Origin of the sequence: Embleya sp. NPDC020886, assembly GCF_044333915.1 — a bacterium.
Classification (GTDB): Bacteria; Actinomycetota; Actinomycetes; order Streptomycetales; family Streptomycetaceae; genus Embleya.
The window spans coordinates 966,515-987,003 of the sequence record NZ_JBIRRX010000001.1 but is presented as its reverse complement, the minus strand read 5'-3'; the positions used below and the strand labels follow the sequence as shown (position 1 = coordinate 987,003).

20 protein-coding genes are annotated in these 20,489 nt (G+C 70.6%); 12 read left to right on the top strand and 8 right to left on the bottom strand.

All coding sequences use genetic code 11. From position 1 onward, the window contains the following. Window positions 1-160 precede the first annotated feature (160 nt). Window positions 161-1,333 (top strand): DUF2330 domain-containing protein, encoded by a 1,173-nt coding sequence (locus ACH4U8_RS04105; protein ID WP_395775771.1) that lies wholly within the window; start codon window positions 161-163, stop codon window positions 1,331-1,333. An 18-nt stretch (window positions 1,334-1,351) separates the two neighbouring features. On the opposite strand, the gene ACH4U8_RS04100 is transcribed toward ACH4U8_RS04105, so the two are convergent. Continuing rightward, the gene (locus ACH4U8_RS04100) at window positions 1,352-2,542 is read right to left on the bottom strand and encodes an amidohydrolase family protein (RefSeq protein ID WP_395775770.1); all 1,191 of its coding nucleotides are present in this window, start codon (window positions 2,540-2,542) and stop codon (window positions 1,352-1,354) included. A 507-nt stretch (window positions 2,543-3,049) separates the two neighbouring features. Then, a complete protein-coding gene (locus tag ACH4U8_RS04095; protein ID WP_395775769.1) occupies window positions 3,050-3,274 on the bottom strand; it encodes a hypothetical protein in 225 nt (74 codons plus the stop codon). A gap of 127 nt (window positions 3,275-3,401) precedes the next feature. Here ACH4U8_RS04095 and ACH4U8_RS04090 point away from each other — a divergent pair, with 127 nt between their 5' ends. The 5 genes from ACH4U8_RS04090 (at window position 3,402) to ACH4U8_RS04070 (ending at window position 6,140) form a co-directional block, all read left to right on the top strand. Further along, window positions 3,402-4,217 (top strand): Scr1 family TA system antitoxin-like transcriptional regulator, encoded by an 816-nt coding sequence (locus ACH4U8_RS04090; protein WP_395775768.1) that lies wholly within the window; start codon window positions 3,402-3,404, stop codon window positions 4,215-4,217. Window positions 4,218-4,221: 4 nt separating this feature from the next. Next, window positions 4,222-4,419 (top strand): DUF397 domain-containing protein, encoded by a 198-nt coding sequence (locus ACH4U8_RS04085; RefSeq protein WP_395775767.1) that lies wholly within the window; start codon window positions 4,222-4,224, stop codon window positions 4,417-4,419. Between the two features lie 69 nt (window positions 4,420-4,488). Continuing rightward, window positions 4,489-4,680, top strand: a complete 192-nt coding sequence (locus ACH4U8_RS04080; RefSeq protein WP_395775766.1) for a DUF397 domain-containing protein — start codon at window positions 4,489-4,491, stop codon at window positions 4,678-4,680. Window positions 4,681-4,750: 70 nt separating this feature from the next. Continuing rightward, window positions 4,751-4,939, top strand: a complete 189-nt coding sequence (locus ACH4U8_RS04075; protein ID WP_395775765.1) for a DUF397 domain-containing protein — start codon at window positions 4,751-4,753, stop codon at window positions 4,937-4,939. A gap of 256 nt (window positions 4,940-5,195) precedes the next feature. Next, window positions 5,196-6,140 carry a hypothetical protein gene (locus ACH4U8_RS04070; protein ID WP_395775764.1) on the top strand — a complete coding sequence of 315 codons (945 nt, stop codon included), beginning with the start codon at window positions 5,196-5,198 and terminating at the stop codon, window positions 6,138-6,140. 56 nt (window positions 6,141-6,196) lie between these two features. On the opposite strand, the gene ACH4U8_RS04065 is transcribed toward ACH4U8_RS04070, so the two are convergent. The 5 genes from ACH4U8_RS04065 to ACH4U8_RS04045 all read right to left on the bottom strand — a co-directional run bounded on the left by ACH4U8_RS04065 (window position 6,197) and on the right by ACH4U8_RS04045 (window position 13,980). Next, window positions 6,197-8,305 carry a putative bifunctional diguanylate cyclase/phosphodiesterase gene (locus ACH4U8_RS04065; protein ID WP_395775763.1) on the bottom strand — a complete coding sequence of 703 codons (2,109 nt, stop codon included), beginning with the start codon at window positions 8,303-8,305 and terminating at the stop codon, window positions 6,197-6,199. A gap of 132 nt (window positions 8,306-8,437) precedes the next feature. Continuing rightward, window positions 8,438-10,792 (bottom strand): NAD-dependent DNA ligase LigA, encoded by a 2,355-nt coding sequence (ligA, locus tag ACH4U8_RS04060; protein WP_395775762.1) that lies wholly within the window; start codon window positions 10,790-10,792, stop codon window positions 8,438-8,440. Beyond that, the gene (locus ACH4U8_RS04055; protein WP_395775994.1) at window positions 10,719-11,723 is read right to left on the bottom strand and encodes a methionine synthase; all 1,005 of its coding nucleotides are present in this window, start codon (window positions 11,721-11,723) and stop codon (window positions 10,719-10,721) included. The genes ligA and ACH4U8_RS04055 overlap by 74 nt, the downstream gene beginning before the upstream one ends. A gap of 70 nt (window positions 11,724-11,793) precedes the next feature. Beyond that, window positions 11,794-13,335, bottom strand: coding sequence for an MDR family MFS transporter (locus tag ACH4U8_RS04050; RefSeq protein ID WP_395775761.1), 1,542 nt, complete (start codon window positions 13,333-13,335; stop codon window positions 11,794-11,796). Window positions 13,336-13,386: 51 nt separating this feature from the next. Continuing rightward, complete coding sequence (locus ACH4U8_RS04045; RefSeq protein WP_395775760.1) at window positions 13,387-13,980, bottom strand: NADPH-dependent FMN reductase; 594 nt, start codon at window positions 13,978-13,980, stop codon at window positions 13,387-13,389. 123 nt (window positions 13,981-14,103) lie between these two features. On the opposite strand from ACH4U8_RS04045, the gene ACH4U8_RS04040 reads away from it, so the two are divergent. Further along, entirely contained in the window at window positions 14,104-14,883 is a 780-nt protein-coding gene (locus tag ACH4U8_RS04040; RefSeq protein ID WP_395775759.1) for a TetR/AcrR family transcriptional regulator, read from the top strand. Between the two features lie 121 nt (window positions 14,884-15,004). Here the strand turns inward: ACH4U8_RS04040 and ACH4U8_RS04035 are convergent, their stop codons facing one another. Then, window positions 15,005-15,925 (bottom strand): hypothetical protein, encoded by a 921-nt coding sequence (locus ACH4U8_RS04035; RefSeq protein WP_360323924.1) that lies wholly within the window; start codon window positions 15,923-15,925, stop codon window positions 15,005-15,007. Between the two features lie 448 nt (window positions 15,926-16,373). Between ACH4U8_RS04035 and gatC the strand changes: the two genes are divergently transcribed. The 5 genes from gatC to ACH4U8_RS04010 all read left to right on the top strand — a co-directional run bounded on the left by gatC (window position 16,374) and on the right by ACH4U8_RS04010 (window position 20,432). Next, on the top strand, window positions 16,374-16,670 hold the full coding sequence (gene gatC, locus ACH4U8_RS04030; RefSeq protein WP_355535084.1) for an Asp-tRNA(Asn)/Glu-tRNA(Gln) amidotransferase subunit GatC: 297 nt from the start codon (window positions 16,374-16,376) through the stop codon (window positions 16,668-16,670). A gap of 5 nt (window positions 16,671-16,675) precedes the next feature. Then, a complete protein-coding gene (gene gatA, locus ACH4U8_RS04025) occupies window positions 16,676-18,169 on the top strand; it encodes an Asp-tRNA(Asn)/Glu-tRNA(Gln) amidotransferase subunit GatA (RefSeq protein ID WP_360323926.1) in 1,494 nt (497 codons plus the stop codon). A gap of 17 nt (window positions 18,170-18,186) precedes the next feature. Next, window positions 18,187-18,423, top strand: a complete 237-nt coding sequence (locus ACH4U8_RS04020) for a hypothetical protein (protein WP_360323928.1) — start codon at window positions 18,187-18,189, stop codon at window positions 18,421-18,423. Between the two features lie 14 nt (window positions 18,424-18,437). After that, window positions 18,438-19,922 carry an Asp-tRNA(Asn)/Glu-tRNA(Gln) amidotransferase subunit GatB gene (gatB, locus tag ACH4U8_RS04015; RefSeq protein ID WP_360323950.1) on the top strand — a complete coding sequence of 495 codons (1,485 nt, stop codon included), beginning with the start codon at window positions 18,438-18,440 and terminating at the stop codon, window positions 19,920-19,922. Between the two features lie 207 nt (window positions 19,923-20,129). After that, window positions 20,130-20,432 carry a hypothetical protein gene (locus tag ACH4U8_RS04010; RefSeq protein ID WP_395775758.1) on the top strand — a complete coding sequence of 101 codons (303 nt, stop codon included), beginning with the start codon at window positions 20,130-20,132 and terminating at the stop codon, window positions 20,430-20,432. Window positions 20,433-20,489 lie beyond the last annotated feature (57 nt).

The window sequence follows — 20,489 nt, the reverse complement described above, 5'->3', positions numbered from 1 at the left end:
GGCCGGGGCGCGGGGGCGGGAGCAACGAAAGTTGATCGTGGTCATCCGAAGGTTGTCGAATGCGGCTCGGTGCTTCCGCTCCGCGTTCGGGCGTCGGCGGAACCGGAACGGTGTGCGGCGCGTCGCAACGGTGTTCGGTGTTGCGACGGGGAGTGGTGACGTGGTGGGTGTGCGGGGGGCCTGGTGGGATCGGGCACTGCGGTTGTTGTTGGCCGTGGTGTCGATCCAGGTGTTGATGGTGGCGCAGCCGGCGTGGGCCTGTGGGTGTGGGGCGGCCGTGCCGGCCGGTGGGCGGACGTTGGCGGTCGGGCAGGAGACGTCGGTGGTGCGCTGGGACGGGCGTACCGAGGAGATCGACATGCGGCTGACCGTGTCGGGGGACGCGGAGCAGGCGGCGTGGATCATGCCGGTGCCGACGCGGGCGAGCGTGACGCTCGGGAACGGCGCGCAGTTCGGCGAGTTCGAGCGGGTGGTGGCGCCGGTCGAGCGGGTTCGGCACCACTTCTGGCCGAGGTCGGGGGAATGGCCCTTCGACGACGACTCGAAGGGCGACAGGTCGGCCCGTGCGGCGGCCCCGCCGGGATCGGGCGGGGTCGAGGTGGTCGGGCGCGAGCGGTTGGGCCCGTTCGACGTCGCGCGGCTCGCGGCCGACGACCCGAAGGCGTTGGGGAGTTGGCTCACGCAGAACGGCTTCCAGTTGCCCGCCGCGCTCGCGACCGCGCTGGAGCCGTACGTGCGGCAGCGCTGGGAGTACGTGGCGATCCGGCTCGCGCCCGAGGCGCCCGCCGGCGGCACCGGCCGGCCGGCGACCCTGCGCGGCGCGCTGGATCCGCTGCACCTGAGTTTCGCCTCGGATCGACTGGTCTACCCGATGCGCCTGTCCCAACTGGCCAAGGTGCCCCAACACTTGCGGCTGTACGTGGTCGCCGCGCACCGCATGGAGCCGCGCTCGGACATCGGCGGCAGGGCTCCGCAGGTGTTGTACGCAGGTCGCCCCGGCAGCGGTGGATCGACCGGGATACCGGTCGGGTTGGCCCCGATCGATGGCAAGCCGGCCTTCCTGACCGCGCTCGACCAGGACTTCCCGACCCCCGCCACCATCACCGACGATCACGAACTGCTCGCCGCCGCCCACGACAAGGGCTATCAACGAGCCACCTACCGGGACGAGTTGCTGAAGGTGGCCGGGATCCCGGTCTGGCTCCTCTCGGTGCTCGGCGCTCTCGTCGTACTGCTCGTCGCGGGCCTGGCATGGCGGCGACGTCGCGGCACCCGCAGGCCGCCGATCGCACCCGGGCCGATCCCGCCGCGCCCGACGCACGCGCCGAGCTGATCCGCCGTCGCGGCGGCGTCAGGCGAGATCGGCCCAGACGCCGCCGACCATGACCGCCGTGACGGCGGTGAGCGCCTCGATGCGGTCGAGCGGATTGCCCGCGCACAGCAGCAGATCGGCGTCGTGGCCCGCGCGGAGTCGGCCCTTGCGGTCGCCCAGCCCGGTCGCGTCGGCGGCGACCGAGGTGGCCGAGGCGATGGCCTCGGCCGCCGCGACGCCACCGGCGACCAGATCGGCGATTGCCGTCGGCAGGTTCCCGTGCGGCTTGCCCGAGCTGATCCCCGAGTCGGCTCCGGAGACGATGCGGACCCCGGCCCGGTGCGCGCGAGCCACGTGGCCGAACCGGACCTCCGGGGTCGCCCCGATGCGCTCCAGCATCTCGCGGACCGCCGGCGGCGGGACCACGTCGGGGTCCGTTCCGAGCGTGGGACACACGGCGATCCGCCGTACCGCGAGTCGGTGCAGCAGGTCGCCGGAGATCCGCACGCCCCGGTCGGTCAGGCAGGTGAAGTGCTCGATGCCGTCGGCATTCGCGTCGAGAGCCTGTTCGACGGCGGACAGGCCGTGTGCGTGCACGGTCACCGGCAGCCCGGCGGCGTGCGCCTCGTCCACGATCAGGCGCAGCTCGGCCAGGGTGAACTGACAGCGCATCACATCGGTACCCGGGGTCATCGTGCCCCCGCTGCCCATCACCTTGACCACATCCGCACCGCGCTCGGCCCGCTCCCGAACGGCCGCACGCAGCCCATCGGGACCGACCGCCTCACCGCCGAGCCGCCAACAGTGGCCCCCGGCGCTGGTGATCGGCGGCCCGGCGGCCAGAATCCTCGGCGCGGGCGAGGCGTCGCCCACCCGATCGCGCCGCCGCAACACCGACCAGTCGCGGTCGCCGAGATCGCGCACGACGGTCACCCCGACGGCCAGTTGCCGCCGCAGCGAGTCGGTGATCACGGCGTCGAGCCGGTCGGGGGAGTAGTCGGGCAACCGGTCGAGTGCGCCGTCCCGGCCGTCGCCGCCGAGGTGGCTGTGCAGATCGAACAGGCCCGGGAGCACGGTCGCCCCCGGATGCTCGACCACCTGCCAACCGTCCGGCACGGGAGCCCCAGCCGGCTCCAGGCCGACGATGCGTCCCTGGGCCACGAACACCGCTACCGGCCCGTTCACGATGCGCTCGCCGTCGAAGGCCCGCGCCGCTCGGATCACCTGCATCTCGTCTCAACGTCCTTGTTGTCGGTGAGGCATCGTGCGGCCTCGGTTTCGATGGGGCCGTGCGGTGTGATCCCCTTCGCCGGCCGGGGGACCGCGATGGGGGTCGGCCCCGGGGCAGTTGCTCCCGATGGGGGTGTGGCGTTGCGGACCGGTCGGCCGCGTCCTTGGAGCCCGGGTCCGGGATCACGAGCGAGGTGACGGCGATCCCGACAAGGGACAAGGACGACAGCTCGGAGCCGAAGACGAGCCCGAACGCACCGGCGACCGGCCCGGCACAATTCTCGCCCCCGGTGGGGGTCTTCACGCGAAATCACCCGAAGTGGCAGTCGTGCAGGGTGCGAACCTGCCGGTCGTTGCCCAGGGCCGGGCCGCGACCACCGCGACCCGACCCCGCCCGCGCCTCCTCGGCCGCCCGTCGACGCCCGATCCGCGCGGGTCCGCCGCCGCCCCATGGCCGGACGGGGGGCGAAGGGCCCTGTGGTGAAGGGAATCCCGGCGTAGGGGAGTTCACCCCATCGGACAGTTCGCCGAGCAGGTGCACGGCGGGTCCGGGACGGGCCACGGATCGCGCGAGGACCGCTTGTGCCGCTCCGGCGGTACGACGACGCTGACCCCTTCCGGGCCGACCCGGTACACGGCGATGGTGATGCCGCTGCCGGGCGGCTCGGGGATCGATTCCGCGTCCGAGTCGGTGAGATGCGAGCCGGTGGGCTTCCGGAGCGGGTGGTTCATGACAAGGTGCCTTTCGTTGACATACAGCTCAATGCAGTTGTTTGTATGCCAAGAGTGATCACCAGGGCCTACGATCGACAGGGGCCGGGGTTGACTTCGTTCGCTTTCAACGATTTCTGGGGGCACTGTGTCCGCAGCCACCGAACTGGACCCCTCGGCGTCCGTACTCACGTTCTATGCGACCGAGTTCCGGCGCGAGCGCGAAAAGCTCAGGATGACCCAACGCGCGATGGCCAAACGAGCCTGGATAGCCCCATCGCTGCTCAACAAGATCGAGTCGGCAAAGCGCCTGCCGACGGAAGCCCTCTCGAAGCTGGCCGATGAACTCTTCGGCACGGGCGATCGGTTCCAGCGACTGTGGCCGTTGGTGATTCGATATGCCTATCCGGCGTGGTTCAGGCCGTTCGTGGAACTGGAGGAGGCTGCGGCGATCATCCGGTCGTTCGAGGTTCAGGTCGTGCCTGGATTGCTGCAGACGGAGCGGTGTGCGCGGGCGGTCCTGGCGGCCGGACGTCTGGATCTGAAGGATCTGGATGAGCAAGTGAGCGCCCGCCTCCAGCGCCAGCGTGTATTCGAACGTGCAGACCCACCCGAGTTCCGGGCGGTGCTGGACGAGAACGTACTGCGCCGCACGTGGGGCGGGCGTGATGTGATGCGAGAACAGCTCGAACGCGTGATTGAACTTGCCGAGCAGCCTCGTTTCGTGATTCAGGTGATCCCTTACGAATCAGGAAGCCACGCGGGGGTTGGCGGGCCGTTCGCAGCGCTTACGCTGGACGAAGGACCAGACGTGGTCTACGTGGACGGATTTCTGCAAGGGCAGATCCTGGCCGAACCAGCGGACGTGAAGGCGGCTCACCGTATTTACGACCTGCTGACCGCCGAGGCCCTCTCGACCACGCGATCAATCGATCTGATCGCTTCCGCGCTGAAGGAACTGTGAGCCCATGGTCACAAACACAACTTTGCCCGAGCGTTGGCGCAAGAGCACATACAGCAGCAACAACGGCGGCAACTGCGTCGAGGTCGCGGATGGCTTCGCCGCCGTCCCCGTCCGGGACAGCAAGGCCCCCGCGCTCGGCCATCTCACCATCGCCCCCGCCGCATGGTCCGCCCTGCTGACCACCCTGCACGCGACCCGATGAACCCCCTTGCTCCGCCGCCTACTTCCGGGCGGCGGAGCAAGACCGCCCACGAAAGGACCCCGTGAGCCCATGGCCGGCCCCACGCCCCACCGTTGGCGAAAGAGCAGTCACAGCAGCGACAACGGCGGTGACTGTGTCGAGGTTGCCACCACCCTCGCCGCCGTCCCGGTCCGGGACAGCAAGGCTCCTGTCCTGGGCCACTTGACCATGACTCCCGCCGCATGGTCAGCCTTGCTGACCGCCTTACACCCGACCCGATGAACCCCCGTGCTCCGCCGCCCACTTCCGGGCGCCGGAGCGCGGACCGCCCACGAAAGGAAGTCGTGAGCCCATGACTGGCCGCATGCCCAACCGTTGGCGAAAGAGCAGTCACAGCAGCAACAACGGTGGCAACTGCGTCGAGGTTGCCTCCATCCTCGCCGGCGTCCCCGTCCGAGACAGCAAGACCCCCACCCTCGGACACCTCACCATTGCCCCCGCCGCATGGTCCGCCCTGCTGACCACCCTGCACGCGGCCTGACGGATCATCAGGCTCCTTCCCCGCGCGGGTGTGGCAAGATCGGGCGCATGATCTCCAGAATCGAGTCCTCCGTCCGCCTGTGAGCGAGACGTCCGGGACTGGACTGCCCGGCACCCCCATCACGCTCTTCAGCCATGCGCTCCGGCTCCATCAACAGACGCCGGACCAGCCCCTTCCACGTGAAGGCGAGCCGTATCCCGACGCGGAACGGCGACAGCAGGAAGCATCTCCGAAAGCGCCGCGAGACCGGACCCTCGTGGGGGCCGACGTCGCCCGAATCCTCGACGAACACTTCGCGGATCCGAACGCGTCGCCGAAGCTGTTGGCCGACCGCTTCCACGGCCTCTACATCCCGATCCATCACAACGACAACATCGCCGCCGCCGCCCGCAGGGCCGGGGAGAGCCGGAGCCGCGAGGCCGGCCGGTGGTTGGTGCGGCACGGAACCGATACCGACCCGGTCACCATCGGGCTTGCCCTGCTCGCCGAAGTCGGCACGGCGGACGACATCCCGCTGATCCAGACCATCGGACTGCTCTCCTGTCGGTTCGGTGCGCTCGCGGCTCATGCCCTCGAACGCCTGCCGGACGGGGCGACCGCACTGATCTGGCTGGCCGAACGGGTCACCGGATGGGGCCGGGTCTACGTGGTGGAGTCCCTGTGTCGGCTCACCGACGAACACCCCGCCGTCCGGCCCTGGTTGCTGCGCCGCGCCGCCGACGGTGACTTCCTCAACGCCTACTTCGCCGGCCGGGTCGCACACGTCACCAGGCTGCACGAAGCCGTCGCGGACTTCGGGAACGATGCCGAACTGTTCGACCAGGCGACCCTGATCCTGCACACGATGACCTACTCCGAAGGCATGGGCGAGACCCTGCGCCACTACCCACACAGCGCCCCCGTGCTGGAGGCGTACGTCCGACACCTCGAACGCGTCGAGCCGGCGGCCCGGCACTACTTCGTCGCCGCGACGATCGCCCACTACCTGACCAAGGAGAAACCCAGCCGGCCCGAATTCGAGGCGCGTTGGCAGCAGATCCGAGCCTCCTGCCTCGCACTCCTCGACCGGCACGACTGGTGCGACACGGCCCGGCACGGCCTCGCCGCCGAGGACGCTCGACTGACCTGGCTCGCCGACTCCGTGGCATCGGACCTCGGACTACGGGCCTTCCTCGACGAACAACCGGAATCCGAGGAGTAGCAAACCCACCGAAGCACCGGCAGCCCCGCCTTCACCAGGGCTGCCGGTGCCCGAGTTCAGCCGACGTCAGCCCGGCGGTGGTTGAGGATCTCCGTCGGCACCGCCGGGGTCGCGTGGGCGCCGGCGCCGTGGCGGAGGAGCCAGGCGGTGGCCTCGGCGCTGGGGAGGGCCTTGGACATCAGCCAGCCCTGGGCCGCGTCGCAGCCGAGTTCGCGCAGGCGTTGGTAGGTGGCCTCGTCCTCGACGCCCTCGGCGACCACGCGCAGGCCCAGGGAGTGGGCCAGTTGCACGATCGAGCAGACGATCGCGGCGTCCTCCTCGTTCATGGTCAACCTGGCCACGAACGAGCGGTCGATCTTGATCTCGCTGACCGGGATGTGCCGCAGATGCACGAGCGAGGAATAGCCCGTACCGAAGTCGTCCAGGGACAGCCGCACGCCCAACCGGCGCAGCGCCTCCAGCGATTCGGCGGCCCGTTGCGGCTCTTCGAGGAGCACCCGTTCGGTGATCTCCAACTGCAACGCGCCCGCCGCGACGTCGTGTTCGCGCAGGCCGGCGGCCACCGAGTCGGCGAAGGAGGGGACGTGGATGTCCCGGGCGGAGATGTTCACCGCGACCGGGACGTCGATGCCCTCCACATGCCAGCGCGCCACCTGGTCCAGCGCGACGTCCACCACGTAGCGGGTGAGTCGGGGCATCAGCCCGGTCTGTTCGGCCAAAAGCACGAACTCCTCGGGGGAGACCTGCCCCCGGGTCGGATGGCGCCAGCGCACGAGCGCCTCGCAGCCGTCCACCCGACCGTCCGCGAGCCGAATTTTCGGCTGGTAATGCAGCTCGACCTCGTGATTGTCCAACGCCCGGCGCAGATCACCGAGCAGCAGCAGCTTGTCCCGGGTGTTCACGTCACGCGAGTCGTCGTACAGCTCCACGCCGCTGCGCGAGCGTTTGGCCAAGTACATGGCCACGTCGGCGTATTGCAGCAGTCCGAGCACGTCCGAGGCGTGATCGGGGAAGATCGCCACACCGACGCTGGCCTCCACGTCCAGGGTCAACTCGTCCAGGTCGAACGGCTCGCCGATTCGGTCCACGATGCGATGCGCGAGGCCCAGGACCACCTCCTGCGCGGTCTGTCGGTCCGTGCCCATGTCCAACCCCGGCAGCAACAGGGCGAATTCGTCCCCGCCGAGGCGGGCCACCGTGTCGCCGGGGCGGACCAGCGTCTCCAGGCGCGCGCCGACCTGCTGTAACAGCCGGTCGCCGGCGACGTGTCCGAGTGTGTCGTTGACCTCGTGGAAGCGGTGCAGGTCGAGCAGCAGGAGGGCGACCCGCCCACCGCGCCCGCCGGCCCGCCCGAGTGCCTCCTCGCCGCGCTCCAACAGCAGCCGCCGATTCGGCAGTCCGGTCAGCGCGTCGTGCCGCGACTCCTGCTCGCGGTCGAAGCGCACCATCGTGCTCTGGTACAGCGTGTGCAGCGGGACCACGAACAGCGGGAGCAGCCAAGGCTCTTCGGCGGCGACCACGGCGATCACCGGGGACAGCCCGATCAGCGCGCCGTGCGAGACCGCCCGGGCGCGCATCTCGGCGCGGGCCAGCGCGAGCACACTCGTGCCCCGCCAACTGGCCCGGACGAACCACCCGGAGATCTGCGACACCGCCGACATCGCGAGCCCGGCGAGCGCGACCACGGGGAAGTCCGCCACGTGCAGCGCCCGTGTCTCGTCCGGGCCCGGGTCGATGCCGAACAACCCCAGCACCAGGTCGGCGGCGATGAAGGAGAGTACGTAGTGGCCGATCGTGTAGCCGATCCGCCACCACGAATCACGTCTGAGCAGGCCGGACACCAGGATCGGCACGGCCTGCCACAGCGCCGCGATCTGCCACCCGTGCACGAGCAACAGGCCGAACGTGATGGCGATCGACGGCATCGCGCCGGGGACGTACAACCCCCGGCGCGTGAGCGCGGTGTACCCGCCGTCGATCGACACCAGCGCGAGCATGATCCACACGCCGGGTGTCAGCGGGATGGGACACCGACCGTCGGCCACGGCGAGCGTGGGCGGCACGACGAGCGCGCACAGGCCCAATAACGCCACGATCCCGGTGTGGATGAAGAATGCCCGCGGTCGTGCCAGTCGCGACAGGTCAGTCCTGCCGATCCGACCCATGCGCCTGCTCCCTGCGGCCTCGTCGGGCGGCATCCCGGGCGCCGGGACGGGTACGCCTGTGGGGCACCGAGCCCGCCGGGTGGGCAAGCTCCCGCTCAGGGTAGGTCGTTCCGGCGGTGCGGGGGAGGGGAATCAGCCGGCGCGCTCGGCCACCCACGCACGGGCCGCCTCGGCGCCCTCGTTCAGGAGTACCGCAAAGCCCTCGTCGTCGAGGATCGGCAGCCCGAGTTGCACGGCCTTGTCGTATTTGGAGCCCGGATTGTCGCCGACCACGACGAAGTCGGTCTTCTTCGAGACCGAGCCTGTCACTTTGGCGCCGCGTTCCTCCAGGGCCTCCTTGGAGCTGTCCCGGGTGAAACCGGTGAGAGTCCCGGTGACGACCGTCACAATTCCGTCAAGCGGGCCGGGCGGCTTCTCCTCGTCCGAGCCCTCTTCGGCGAGCCGCACGCCCGCCGCGCGCCACTTCTCGATGATCTCGCGATGCCAGTCCTCGGCGAACCACTCGGCCACCGCCTTGGCGATGATCGGACCGACGCCGTCGACCGCGGCGATCTCCTCCTCGGACGCCGCCGCGAGACGGTCGAGGTCGTGGAAGCCGCTCGTGATGGCCCGGGCGGTGGTGTCGCTGACGTGTCGGATGCACAACGCGGTGAGCACCCGCCACAGCGGTTGGGTCCTGGCCTTCGCCAGTTGTTCGATCAGCTTGACGGTGTTGGCCTTCGGCTCGGAGGGCTTCTTGACGTTGCCCTCCTTGTCGTACGTGGCCTTCGACCAGAAGTAGGGAACGAGTTCCTTCTCGTCCTCGGCCGCACCCTTGCGATTGACCTTGCGCAACATCTGCACGTCGCGCAGTTGTTCGGCCGTCAGGTCGAACAGATCGGCCTCGGTGTCGAGTACGGACGGACCGGCGGCCGGGTGGGTCAGCGCGACCGCGGTCTCGTAGCCGAGTGCCTCGATGTCGAACGCCTTGCGGCCCGCGAGGTAGAAGATCCGCTCGCGCAACTGGGCGGGGCACGACCGCGCGTTCGGACAGCGCAGGTCGATGTCGCCTTCCTTCATCGCGCGCAGTTCGGATCCGCACTCGGGGCACGCGGCCGGCATCTCGAACGCGCGCTCGCTGCCGTCGCGCAGGTCGGCCACCGGACCCAGGATCTCCGGGATCACGTCGCCCGCCTTGCGCAGCACGATCGTGTCGCCGATCAGCACACCCTTGGCCTTGACCACCTGCTGGTTGTGCAGCGTCGCGCGAGCCACCACCGACCCCGCCACCGATACCGGCTCCATCACCGCGTACGGCGTCACCCGGCCCGTGCGACCGACACCCACCTCGATGTCCAGCAGCTTGGTGTTGACCTCCTGCGGCGGGTACTTGAACGCGATCGCCCACCGAGGCGCCTTCGAGGTCGCACCGAGCCGGCCCTGGATCGGGATCTCGTCGACCTTGATCACGATGCCGTCGATCTCGTGCTCGACCGAGTTGCGGTGCTCGCCGTAGTACCGGACGAACTCCTTCACCTCGTCGATCGTGTCGACCACCTTGTTGTGCTGCGCGGTCGGCAGCCCCCACGCGTGCAGACGCTCGTACGCGTGCGACTGGCAGTCGATGTCGAAGCCCCGCCGGGCACCGATGCCGTGCACGATCATGTGCAGCGGGCGGGACGCGGTGACCCGCGGGTCCTTCTGCCGCAACGATCCGGCGGCGGCGTTGCGCGGGTTGGCGAACGGCTTCTCGCCGGCCTCGACCAGCCGCGCGTTCAACTCGTCGAACTTCTCGATCGGGAAGAAGACCTCACCCCGGATCTCGACCAGTTCGGGTACGTCGTGCCCGCCGTCGTCCCGCAACCGGGTCGGGATCTCGGCGATCGTACGGATGTTCGGCGTGACATCCTCGCCGGTCCGGCCGTCTCCGCGCGTCAACGCCCGAACCAACCGGCCGTTCTCGTACAGCAGGTTGATCGCCAACCCGTCGATCTTCAGCTCGCACAAATAGTGGAACGACCCGGTCCCCAACTCCTTGGTGAGCCGGTCGTCCCACTCGTCGAGCTCCTCCTCGTTCATCGCGTTGTCGAGGCTGAGCAGGCGCTCCAGGTGGTCCACCGAGGTGAAGTCGGTCGAGTACGTGCCGCCCACCTTCTGGGTCGGCGAATCCGGCGTGCGCAGCGCCGGATACCGCTCCTCGATCGCCTCCAGCTCCCGCATCAGCGCGTCGAACTCGCCGTCGCTGACGACCGGCGCGTCCTTCACGTAGTAGCGGAAGCGGTGCTCCTCCAGCTCGCGGGCGAGCGTCGCGGCGCGTTCGCGCACCTCGGCCGGGATCTCGTCCACTCCGGTCGTCGCACCAGCCACGTCGTCGCCCTCCAGCGCCACCAGTTCGAATGGGTCGCGGCCGCGGCACCTGGCGCGCCGCGGGTCGCTACATGGCGCCTTCGGGGTCGTCCCGAAGCACCCGGCCGGCAGCCACGCCGTGGGACAGGGCGGCTCGGGCATGCGCCGGAGAGGCACCGGCGAGGCCACACGTGGGGGTCACCACGACGGCTTCGGCCAGGGACTCCGGCGGGAAACCGAGCCTGTTCCACAACGTTCCGACAGACCTGACGGTACCGGGCGGGTCGGACAGTGGGCGCGACCCCACACCGGGCTTGACCTCGGACGCGTCGCTCTCCGGGGCCAGGCTGGGGACCACCCCGGCGAAGAGCCGGAAGCCGGCCTCGACCGCCTCGCCGATCGATTCGTCCTGGGATCGCTGCAACAGCGAGACGTCGAGCGAGACGCCCGCCGCGCCGGCCTGACGCAGCAGCGTGATCGGCGTGCCGGGGGCGCAGCAGTGCACGATCGTCGGGACGCCCGCACCCGCGATCACATCGCGCAGCGTGTCCCGGACCACCGCCTTGTCCACCGCGCGCAACCGGCCGAACCCGCTCGCGGTCGGCACGTCGCCGGCGATCACGCCGGGCAGCGCGGGCTCGTCCAGTTGCAGCACCAGGTCGGCGCCGGGGATCCGGCGGGCCACCTCGGACACGTGCAACCGGATGCCCTCGGCGAGCGACACGGCCAGGTCCCGGCATGCGCCCGGGTCCGCCAACGCCTTGTCGCCGTAGGTCAGTTCGATGGTGGCGGCGAGCGTCCACGGGCCCGCGACCTGGATCTTGAGCGGACCGGACCAGCCCTGGGTGAACTCCTCCAGCGCGTCCAGGTCCTGGCCCAGGTACGAGCGGGCCCGGCGGTGGTCGCGCCCGGGGCGGTCCACGAAGCGCCACCCGGAGGGCTGTACGTCGGTGTAGAGGTCGACCAGCATCCCGGCCGAGCGCCCGGTCAGGTCGGCGCCCGGCCCACGCGCGGGCAACTCGGGCAGGTGCGGCAGGTCGGTCAGCAGGCCGAGCACCATCCGGACCGTCTCGCGGATGTCCTCGCCCGGCATGGAACCGACCCCGGTGGCGCTGCCGGGTGACCAGGGAGAAGTACGTTCTGGGGTGTCCACGCCCGGAAGCTTAGTTCGCGCCGGTCGGTGCCCCGGCGGGTGTCGCGACGGGGTTCTTCGTGGCGGCCCCGCCCGCTGCCTCGGCCGCCGAGCGCAGCGGGACCTCGCGGACGAACCAGGACAACGCGAACGCGAGTGCGGACAACACCGCCAGCCCGATCACCACGCCGTGCAGGCCGCCGGCGACCGCCGTGCGGAAGGCGTCCCGGGCGGCGGTGGGCAACTCGCGCAACATGGCCGGGGTCGGGCCGGTCCCGTCCCGGTCCGGGCCCAGGCTGCCCTGGAGGCGGTGGGCGTACACCGCGCCCAGCAGCGCGACGCCGAGCGAGCCGCCGATCGTGCGGGTCAGCGTCGCGGTGCCGCTCGCCGCGCCCAGGTCGCGGGGGTCGGCGCTGTTCATGGTGAGCACCATGGTGCTCTGCATCACCAACCCCACGCCGATCCCGATCACCAGGGTCAGCGCCGAGGCCGCGGCCGTGGGGGTGTGCACACCCAGGCCGAGCAGTACGAGTGCCCCGACGATCATCACCGCGCCGCCCGCGATGGGATACACCCGATAGCGGCCGGTACGAGTGATCAGCCGGCCGACGGTGACCTGGACGCCGAGCATGCCCAGCATCAGCGGCAGGAGCAGCAGGCCGCCCGCGGTGGGCGAGGCGTCCCGGACGAACTGCATGTACTGCGGCAGGTAGTTGGTGGCCGTGATCATCACCGCGCCGACCAGGAAGCTCAGCACCTGGGCGAGGGCGAAGTTGCGGTCGGCGAACAGCCGGGGCGGGATGATCGGTTCGGCCGCGCGCCGCTCGACCGGGACGAAGCCGGCGAAGGCGAGGGCGGCGAGCCCGGCCAGTCCCAGGATCTGCGGGGAGGTCCACGCGTAGGTGGTGCCCGCCCAGCCGGCGAGCAGGGTCAGCGCGACGATCGCGGTGGTGAGCAGCGCGGCGCCGGCGTAGTCGATCCGGGCCTTGATCCGCACGGTGTCGAGGCGGATGCCGACGCCGACGATGGCCAGCGCGAGCAGGCCGAACGGCACGTTGACGTAGAAGGCCCAGCGCCAGTTCAGGTGATCGGTGAGGAAGCCGCCGAGCAGCGGCCCGCCGACCAGCGCGATCGGCATGACCGCGCCGAACAGCGCCTGCACCCGACCACTGTCGCGGGGCGGCACCAGCGTGCCGATCAGCGCGAACGCGCCGACCATCAGCCCGCCCGCGCCCAGCCCCTGGACGGCGCGGAAGGCGATCAGCTCGTTCATGTCCCGGGCCAGACCGGAGAGCACGGAGCCGACCAGGAACAGCCCGATCGCGGCCAGGTACGCGCCCTTGCGGCCGTACAGGTCGCCGACCTTGCCCCAGATCGGGGTGGTCACGGCGGCGGCGAGCAGGTACGCGGTGACCACCCAGGACAGGTGCTCCAGGCCGCCCAGGTCACCCACGATGGTGGGCAACGCGGTGCCCACGATGGTGCCGTCGAGCATGCCCAGGAACATGCCCAGGATCGGGCCGAGGACGGCGAAGGGGATCCTGCCGGGCGGGGTGTCGGTTTCCTGTGGCATGGCGTTGCCCCCGTGGTGGGTTCGGTCGGGTTCGACGGTGCGGGCGCGAGGTCAGGCCGCGTACGGGCGGACGGCCTTGGCCTCGCGCAATGCGTGCGCCCACCACACGAGCTGGTCGAGCATGGTCTTCGCGGCGGCGTTCGCGGCGGGGTCGATCGCGTCGCCCGCCGCGTCGAACCTGTCCCAGTGCCCGTGGAAGCTGACCGTGTCCCGGACGGTGACCGCGTGCAACTCGGCCAGTACGACCCGCAGTTGCTCGACCGCGCGGAGACCGCCGGACAGCCCGCCGTAGGACACGAAGCCGACCGGCTTGGCGTGCCATTCCGGGTTGTGCCAGTCGATCGCGTTCTTCAGCGCGGCCGGGAAGCTGTGGTTGTACTCCGGCGTGACGATCACGAACGCGTCGGCGGCGGCCAGCCGGGGCGACACCTTCGCGAGCAACTCGGCGGTGCCGGGCGCGGGCGGCTGCCCGAAGGCCGGGAAGACGGTGGGCAGCGGGGTCTCGACCGGGTCGACCACGTCCACGGTGAGGTCGGAGTACTCGGCGGCCCGGGCCCGGATCCAGGCGGCGACGGTGGGCGCGAAGCGGCCCTCCCGGGTGCTGCCGACGAGGATCGCGAGGCGCAGGGGAGTGGTGGCGGGCATGGGTGCTCCTCGATGGGATGTGTACAACGTATCCGGCGAGATACAACGTACACAGCCCGGTGTACGTCGTCTACTGCTGATACGTTGTACACATCGTTGCGGCGCAGCCCCCGGAGGACCGTCATGGCCGGCCAGCAGAAGAAGTCGTCGTCGGCCGAGGCGCGACCGGACGCCGCCGGCGCGGGCGACGGGCCGCGCGTCTCGCTGTGGGAACGGCTGGAGAACCCGCCGCCGGCTCCGCGCGCCGTGCTCAGCCCGGATCGCATCGCCGAGGTCGCGGTCGGCGTCGCCGACGCCGAGGGCATCGAGGCGGTGACGATGCGACGCCTGGCGACCGAGTTGGGTGTCGCGCCGATGGCCGCGTATCGGTACGTGTCGGGCAAGGACGACCTGTTGGAGCTGATGGTCGATCGGGTCTACGGCGAGTTGACCGCGCCCGAAGCCGGCGCGGGGTGGCGCGCGACGCTGCGCGGGTTGGCCACGGATACCCGCGACGTCGTGCTGCGGCACCCGTGGCTGGTGCAGTTGCCGTCGGCCCGCGCGGCGATCTCACTCACCCCGAACCGGCTGGCGGCGGTCGAGTGGGGGATGGCCGCGCTCGCCGAACTCGACCTGTCGCCGGACGACGCGATGGTCGCGGTGGACGCGGTCGGCGCGTACGTCCAGGGCCGCACCGCCGCCGAGGTGGCCACCCTGCGGCTGATGGAGGTTCGGGGTGCGGCCGATGTCCACGCGCTGCGCACGCAGTTGGCCCCGGAGATGACCTACCTGATGAAGACGGGCCGCTACCCCGCCTTCCACGACTACCTCGGCACCGCCCGGCACAAGGACGACCCGCGCCGCCAATTCGAGACCGCCCTCGACTGCATCCTCGACGGCCTCGCCGCTCGACTGGGCATCTGACCGCCGAGCGGACACCGGCAACCTCGAACGCCGGCCGGGCCGAGATCCGGCCCGGCCGGCGTTCGAGGACAACGGGCCGCGGGCAGGATCGCAGGCTGCGCAGCCCGCCCGGCAGCACGTTTCATGTTCCGAAGGCCAACCCCACACTCCGACCTATCTCGCGTCGCTGAAGGTAGAAACACGCCTTGTGCGGCTCGGCCCCATGCTCGCCGGTGTAACCGCCCCGCATCACCGGCCCACCCTCGGTGGGCACCGGGAACATCCGCCCCAGCGTGGGATCCGCCGCCACGAGGTCGTCGCGATCGGCCAGATTCACCCAGTTCTCGACGAACGCCGGCGGCTGTGCGGGCTGGGGCCGCACCCACGAGTCGACGACCGTGTCCGGGCCGAGCGGAGACCCGAGCGTGATCAACAGCGGCAGCGGTCTGCGCAGCCGGTGGGCGAGTTCGTAGGCGACCACCGCACCGAGCGAGTGCCCGATCACCACCTTGGTGTCGAAACCGATCTCGGTACCCACCCGATCGAGCACCCGATTCCGGGTCTGATCGTCCGTCAGATATCGGGTCAACTGGGTCAGCGCCTTGTTCACGAAGCCACCGGCCGAGCCCGGCCCGTCGGCGGCGAACCAGCGCAACCCGGCGAGCCCACACGTGGGGGAGAGCACGACGGTTCGACCCGTCTCCCCCGGCCCGCCCTCCAGGCGGGCGATCTCCCTTGCCGCGCGCTGCCGTTCCGGCGGAACCGAACCGCGGAGCGCGGCGCGATCCAGCCATTCGCGACCGATGCGCGCGGTCACCTCGTGCTGGATGTCCTCGTCGATCATCTCGCCCTGCGACGGGTGTCGGCGGAGCAGGTCACCATAGAACGCCATCCGCGCGTCGATCCCGCGACGGGTGTGGCGGTACTTCCACAGACGGTCCGCGACCTCGGGAAAACCTGCGGCCTTCACTCCCCGGGCCAGTCGTGGCACCCACTCCTCCTCGAGCGTGTGGGCCGACCTGTATTCCTGCGCGATCCCGTGTACCAGCACGATGGCGGCCATCGTGTCCCCTCCCAAGCCCCGAGTCCTTGACGAGCGCGCTCTCGGACGCCGGGCCCAAGAGTCGTGCGAAGGGCCGATCGACGCGGGGGGACGCAGACCGGAGAGTGGCTTCGCAAAGTTCTCTTACCCAGTCGGTAACGGAAGTTGGCATTTGAGTGAAGTTACTTCCGAGTCGTTCGACGAGATGTGCCGTCCGGCCGGAATTATTCGCACCCGCGTACCCGAGCGGCCGGCCCGAAGCCGCCCGAACCCGGCACGAAGTGGATCAAGAGGTCCCGGTGGGCCATCCACCCGCCCGAACCCCCGCAGCCTCCCCGCCGGACGCCGCGGGTGGGCGGCCGGGAACAAAACCCCGCGCCCCCGGCCGACAGGTGGGAACAAAAATCCCGCGCCCCCGGCCAATAGACTGGGCCCTCCACACCCGACGAAACCGAAGGAACCCGCCTGCATGCCTGGCATCACGCGCGAGGAGGTCGCCCACCTCGCCCGGCTGTCGCGGCTGGAGCTCGGGGCCGAGGAGCTTGATCACCTCGCCGCGCAGCTCGACGACATCATCGGCGCGGTCGCCCGCGTCGCCGAGGTCGCAGCCGACGACATCCCGCCGACCTCGCACCCGCTGCCGCTGACGAACGTCATGCGGCCGGACGTCATCCGCCCCGGGCTCACCCCCGAGGAGGCGCTGTCCGGTGCGCCGGCCGCCGAAGAGCAGCGTTTCCGGGTGCCCCGCATCCTGGGAGAGGAGTGACGGCCATGACCGAGACCATTCGCTGGACGGCGGCCGAGACCGCCTCCGCCATCGCCGACGGCAAGGTCACCGCCGTCGAGGTCGCCCAGGCCCACCTGGACCGCATCGAGGCCGTCGACGCCAAGGTGCACGCGTTCCTGCACGTGGACGCGGACGGCGCGCTCGCCGCGGCCAAGGCCGTCGACGACGCCCGCGCCCGCGGCGACCGGCTCGGCCCGCTGGCCGGCGTACCGCTCGCGCTCAAGGACGTGTTCACCACCAAGGGCGTGCCGACCACCTGCGGGTCGAAGATGCTGGAGGGCTGGAAGCCGCCGTACGACGCGACGCTGACCCGCCGGCTCAAGGACGCGGGCGTGGTCATCCTCGGCAAGACCAACATGGACGAGTTCGCCATGGGGTCCTCCACCGAGAACTCCGCGTACGGTCCGACCGGCAACCCGTGGGACCCCAGCCGGGTCCCGGGCGGCTCCGGCGGTGGTTCGGCCGCCGCCATCGCGTCCTTCCAGGCGCCGCTGGCGATCGGCACCGACACCGGCGGCTCGATCCGCCAGCCCGCCGCGCTCACCGGCACGGTCGGCGTCAAGCCCACCTACGGTGGCGTCTCCCGGTACGGCCTGGTGGCCTTCTCCTCCTCGCTCGACCAGGGCGGCCCGTGCGCGCGCACGGTGCTCGACGCGGCGCTGCTGCACGAGGCGATCGCCGGGCACGACCCGCTCGACTCGACCTCGATCGACGCACCGGTGCCCGACGTGGTCGAGGCCGCGCGCAGCGGCAGCGTCAAGGGCCTGCGGATCGGCGTGGTCAAGGAGTTCGGCGGCGAGGGCTACCAGGCGGGCGTGCTGGCCCGGTTCGCCGAGGCGGTCGAGCTGCTGCGCGAACTGGGCGCCGAGATCGTCGAGATCTCCTGCCCGAACTTCACCTACGCGATGCCGGCCTACTACCTGATCGCGCCCTCGGAGGCGTCGTCCAACCTGGCCCGCTTCGACGCGATGCGCTACGGCCTGCGGGTCGGCGACGACGGCGACCGCTCGGCCGAGGAGGTCATGTCGCTGACCCGCGAGGCCGGCTTCGGCGCCGAGGTCAAGCGCCGGATCATGCTCGGCACGTACGCGCTCTCCTCGGGCTACTACGACGCGTACTACGGCCAGGCGCAGAAGGTCCGCACGCTCATCACCCGCGACTTCGAGGCGGCCTTCGGGCAGGTGGACGTGCTGATCTCGCCGACCACGCCGACCACCGCGTTCCCGATCGGGGAGCGCGCGGACGACCCGATGGCGATGTACCTCGCGGACCTGTGCACCATCCCGTCCAACCTCGCGGGCAACGCCGCGATGTCGCTGCCGTGCGGACTCGCGGACGAGGACGGCCTGCCGGTCGGCCTGCAGATCATCGCGCCCGCGATGGCGGACGATCGGCTGTACCGGGTGGGTGCCGCCGTCGAGGCCGCCTACCTGTCCCGCTGGGGTGCCCCGCTGCTCGACCGCGCACCCGCGCTCTGACTTTTCGAGGAGTCGATATGGCCAAGAAGAAGAAAGCCCCCAAGAGCAACGTCGCCAAGGTCTTCAGCGTCGGCATGCAGCTCTTCGGCGCGATCGGCGTGATCAAGCAGATCAAGGAAGCCCGCGGCAAGAACGACAAGCTGGAGCTGGCCGACGCGGTGATCAGCGCCGCCGCGGTGGTCACCGGCTTCGCGTTGCTGATCCGCGCGATGCGCGAGGTCGAGGACGAGCTGACGGAGGCCGACGCCCTGTGAGTACCACCAGCCTGATGTCCTACGAGGACGCGCTGGAGACCTACGACCCGGTGATGGGCCTGGAGGTCCACGTCGAACTGGGCACCGCGACCAAGATGTTCTGCGGCTGCTCGACCGAGTTCGGCGCGGAGCCCAACAGCCAGGTGTGTCCGACCTGCCTGGGCATGCCCGGCGCGCTGCCCGTGGTCAACGCGGTCGCGGTCGAGTCGGCGATCCGGATCGGCCTCGCGCTCAACTGCAACATCGCCGAGTGGTGCCGCTTCGCCCGGAAGAACTACTTCTATCCGGACATGCCGAAGAACTTCCAGACCTCGCAGTACGACGAGCCGATCGCGTTCGACGGCTACCTCGACGTCCTGGTCGAGGGCAAGACCTGGCGCGTGGAGATCGAGCGCGCGCACATGGAGGAGGACACCGGCAAGTCGCTGCACATGGGCGGCGCGACCGGTCGCATCCACGGCGCGGACTACTCGCTGCTCGACTACAACCGGTGCGGCATCCCGCTGATCGAGATCGTCACCAAGCCGATCGAGGGCGCGGGCGAACTGGCCCCGCTGGTGGCCAAGGCGTACGTCGCCGAGCTGCGCGAGCTGATCCGCGCGCTCGGGGTGTCCGAGGCCCGGATGGAACTCGGCCAGATGCGCTGCGACGCGAACCTGTCGCTGCGCCCCAAGGGCCGGGAGAAGTTCGGCACCCGCAGCGAGACCAAGAACGTCAACTCGCTGCGTTCGGTCGAGCGGGCCATCCGGTTCGAGATCCAGCGGCACGCCACCGTGCTGACCGACGGCGGCACCATCGTGCAGGAGACCCGGCACTTCCACGAGGAGGACGGCAGCACCACCGCCGGCCGCATCAAGGAAGAGGCCGAGGACTACCGCTACTTCCCCGAGCCGGACCTGGTGCCGGTGGCGCCCTCGCGTGCCTGGGTCGAGGAACTGCGCGGCACGCTGCCCGAGCTGCCGTCGTTGCGCCGGGCCCGGCTGCAGGCCGAGTGGGGCGTCAACGACTTCGAGATGCAGTCGATGGTCAACGCCGGCGTGCTCGACGTGATCCTGGCCACCATCGACGCCGGGGCCGACGCGGACGCGGCCCGCAAGTGGTGGCTGGGCGAGTTGTCCCGCCGGGCCAACGAGCGCGGCGTCGAGGTGGCCACGCTGCCGATCACGGCGGCCCAGGTCGCGCGGGTGGCGGCGCTGGTCAAGGGCGGCGAGCTGAACGACAAGCTGGCCCGCCAGGTGATCGACGGCGTGCTCGCCGGCGAGGGCGAGCCGGACGCGGTGGTCGAGGCGCGCGGCCTCAAGGTCGTCTCCGACGACTCGGCGCTCGGCGCGGCCGTGGACGAGGCGATCGCGGCCAACGCGGGCATCGCCGACAAGATCCGCGGCGGCAAGGTGCAGGCGGTCGGGGCCCTGGTCGGCGCGGTCATGAAGACCACGCGCGGACAGGCCGACGCGGCACGAGTGCGTGAGCTGATCCTGGAGCGCCTGGGCGTTTCCTGACCGGCCGGCGGCCGCTCACCCCGAGGAGGGCCCTCGATCGCATCGCGATCGGGGGCCCTTTCGTGTGTGTGTCCCACACCTCGACGGGACGCCGCGATGTTCGACCGGGGTTCTCCCCAGGTCTGTACGACTCCCTTATCGGGTTCTTCTCGATTGCCTTGGATCGATCGTGGACGAGCTGAGCACCCGGGATGCGGCATCCGCCCGATGCCGGCGGACCCCTGGGACGCGAAGCTCGTACCACGAGCCGGAGCGACCGGCTCGGGTGACCAGGAGGTCGACACCATGTTGGAGTACGAACTGTTCCAGGCCCGTTCGCGCGAGCTGCAGGCGATGGCCGACCGGGACCGGGCCGTCCGCGAGGCACTGCGCGCCGGCCGGCTCGCGGCCAAGGCGGCCCGGGTGGCCCGGCGCGAGGAGCGCCGAACCGGCCAGGGCGCCGGCGGCCTCAGTTCCGATCGCGGCTTGATCGGGTGGCGGGTAGCCGGCCTGCACCTGCGCGCACGGTGAGCACGTGATGCCCGCCACGCTGTTCGAAACCCCCTGGTTGACCTGCGCAAACGGGTT

Bases quoted from the DNA above. Each gene is read 5' to 3' on its own strand.
- gatC (WP_355535084.1), top strand. From the start codon at position 16,374: ATGCCTGGCATCACGCGCGAGGAGGTCGCCCACCTCGCCCGGCTGTCG.
- gatB (WP_360323950.1), top strand. From the start codon at position 18,438: ATGTCCTACGAGGACGCGCTGGAGACCTACGACCCGGTGATGGGCCTG.
- ACH4U8_RS04020 (WP_360323928.1), top strand. From the start codon at position 18,187: ATGGCCAAGAAGAAGAAAGCCCCCAAGAGCAACGTCGCCAAGGTCTTC.
- gatA (WP_360323926.1), top strand. From the start codon at position 16,676: ATGACCGAGACCATTCGCTGGACGGCGGCCGAGACCGCCTCCGCCATC.
- ACH4U8_RS04010 (WP_395775758.1), top strand. From the start codon at position 20,130: ATGCCGGCGGACCCCTGGGACGCGAAGCTCGTACCACGAGCCGGAGCG.
- ACH4U8_RS04045 (WP_395775760.1), bottom strand. From the start codon at position 13,980: ATGCCCGCCACCACTCCCCTGCGCCTCGCGATCCTCGTCGGCAGCACC.
- ACH4U8_RS04095 (WP_395775769.1), bottom strand. From the start codon at position 3,274: ATGAACCACCCGCTCCGGAAGCCCACCGGCTCGCATCTCACCGACTCG.
- ACH4U8_RS04065 (WP_395775763.1), bottom strand. From the start codon at position 8,305: ATGGGTCGGATCGGCAGGACTGACCTGTCGCGACTGGCACGACCGCGG.
- ligA (WP_395775762.1), bottom strand. From the start codon at position 10,792: ATGCCCGAGCCGCCCTGTCCCACGGCGTGGCTGCCGGCCGGGTGCTTC.
- ACH4U8_RS04040 (WP_395775759.1), top strand. From the start codon at position 14,104: ATGGCCGGCCAGCAGAAGAAGTCGTCGTCGGCCGAGGCGCGACCGGAC.
- ACH4U8_RS04100 (WP_395775770.1), bottom strand. From the start codon at position 2,542: ATGCAGGTGATCCGAGCGGCGCGGGCCTTCGACGGCGAGCGCATCGTG.
- ACH4U8_RS04035 (WP_360323924.1), bottom strand. From the start codon at position 15,925: ATGGCCGCCATCGTGCTGGTACACGGGATCGCGCAGGAATACAGGTCG.
- ACH4U8_RS04085 (WP_395775767.1), top strand. From the start codon at position 4,222: ATGGTCACAAACACAACTTTGCCCGAGCGTTGGCGCAAGAGCACATAC.
- ACH4U8_RS04050 (WP_395775761.1), bottom strand. From the start codon at position 13,335: ATGCCACAGGAAACCGACACCCCGCCCGGCAGGATCCCCTTCGCCGTC.
- ACH4U8_RS04055 (WP_395775994.1), bottom strand. From the start codon at position 11,723: ATGCCGGGCGAGGACATCCGCGAGACGGTCCGGATGGTGCTCGGCCTG.
- ACH4U8_RS04075 (WP_395775765.1), top strand. From the start codon at position 4,751: ATGACTGGCCGCATGCCCAACCGTTGGCGAAAGAGCAGTCACAGCAGC.
- ACH4U8_RS04080 (WP_395775766.1), top strand. From the start codon at position 4,489: ATGGCCGGCCCCACGCCCCACCGTTGGCGAAAGAGCAGTCACAGCAGC.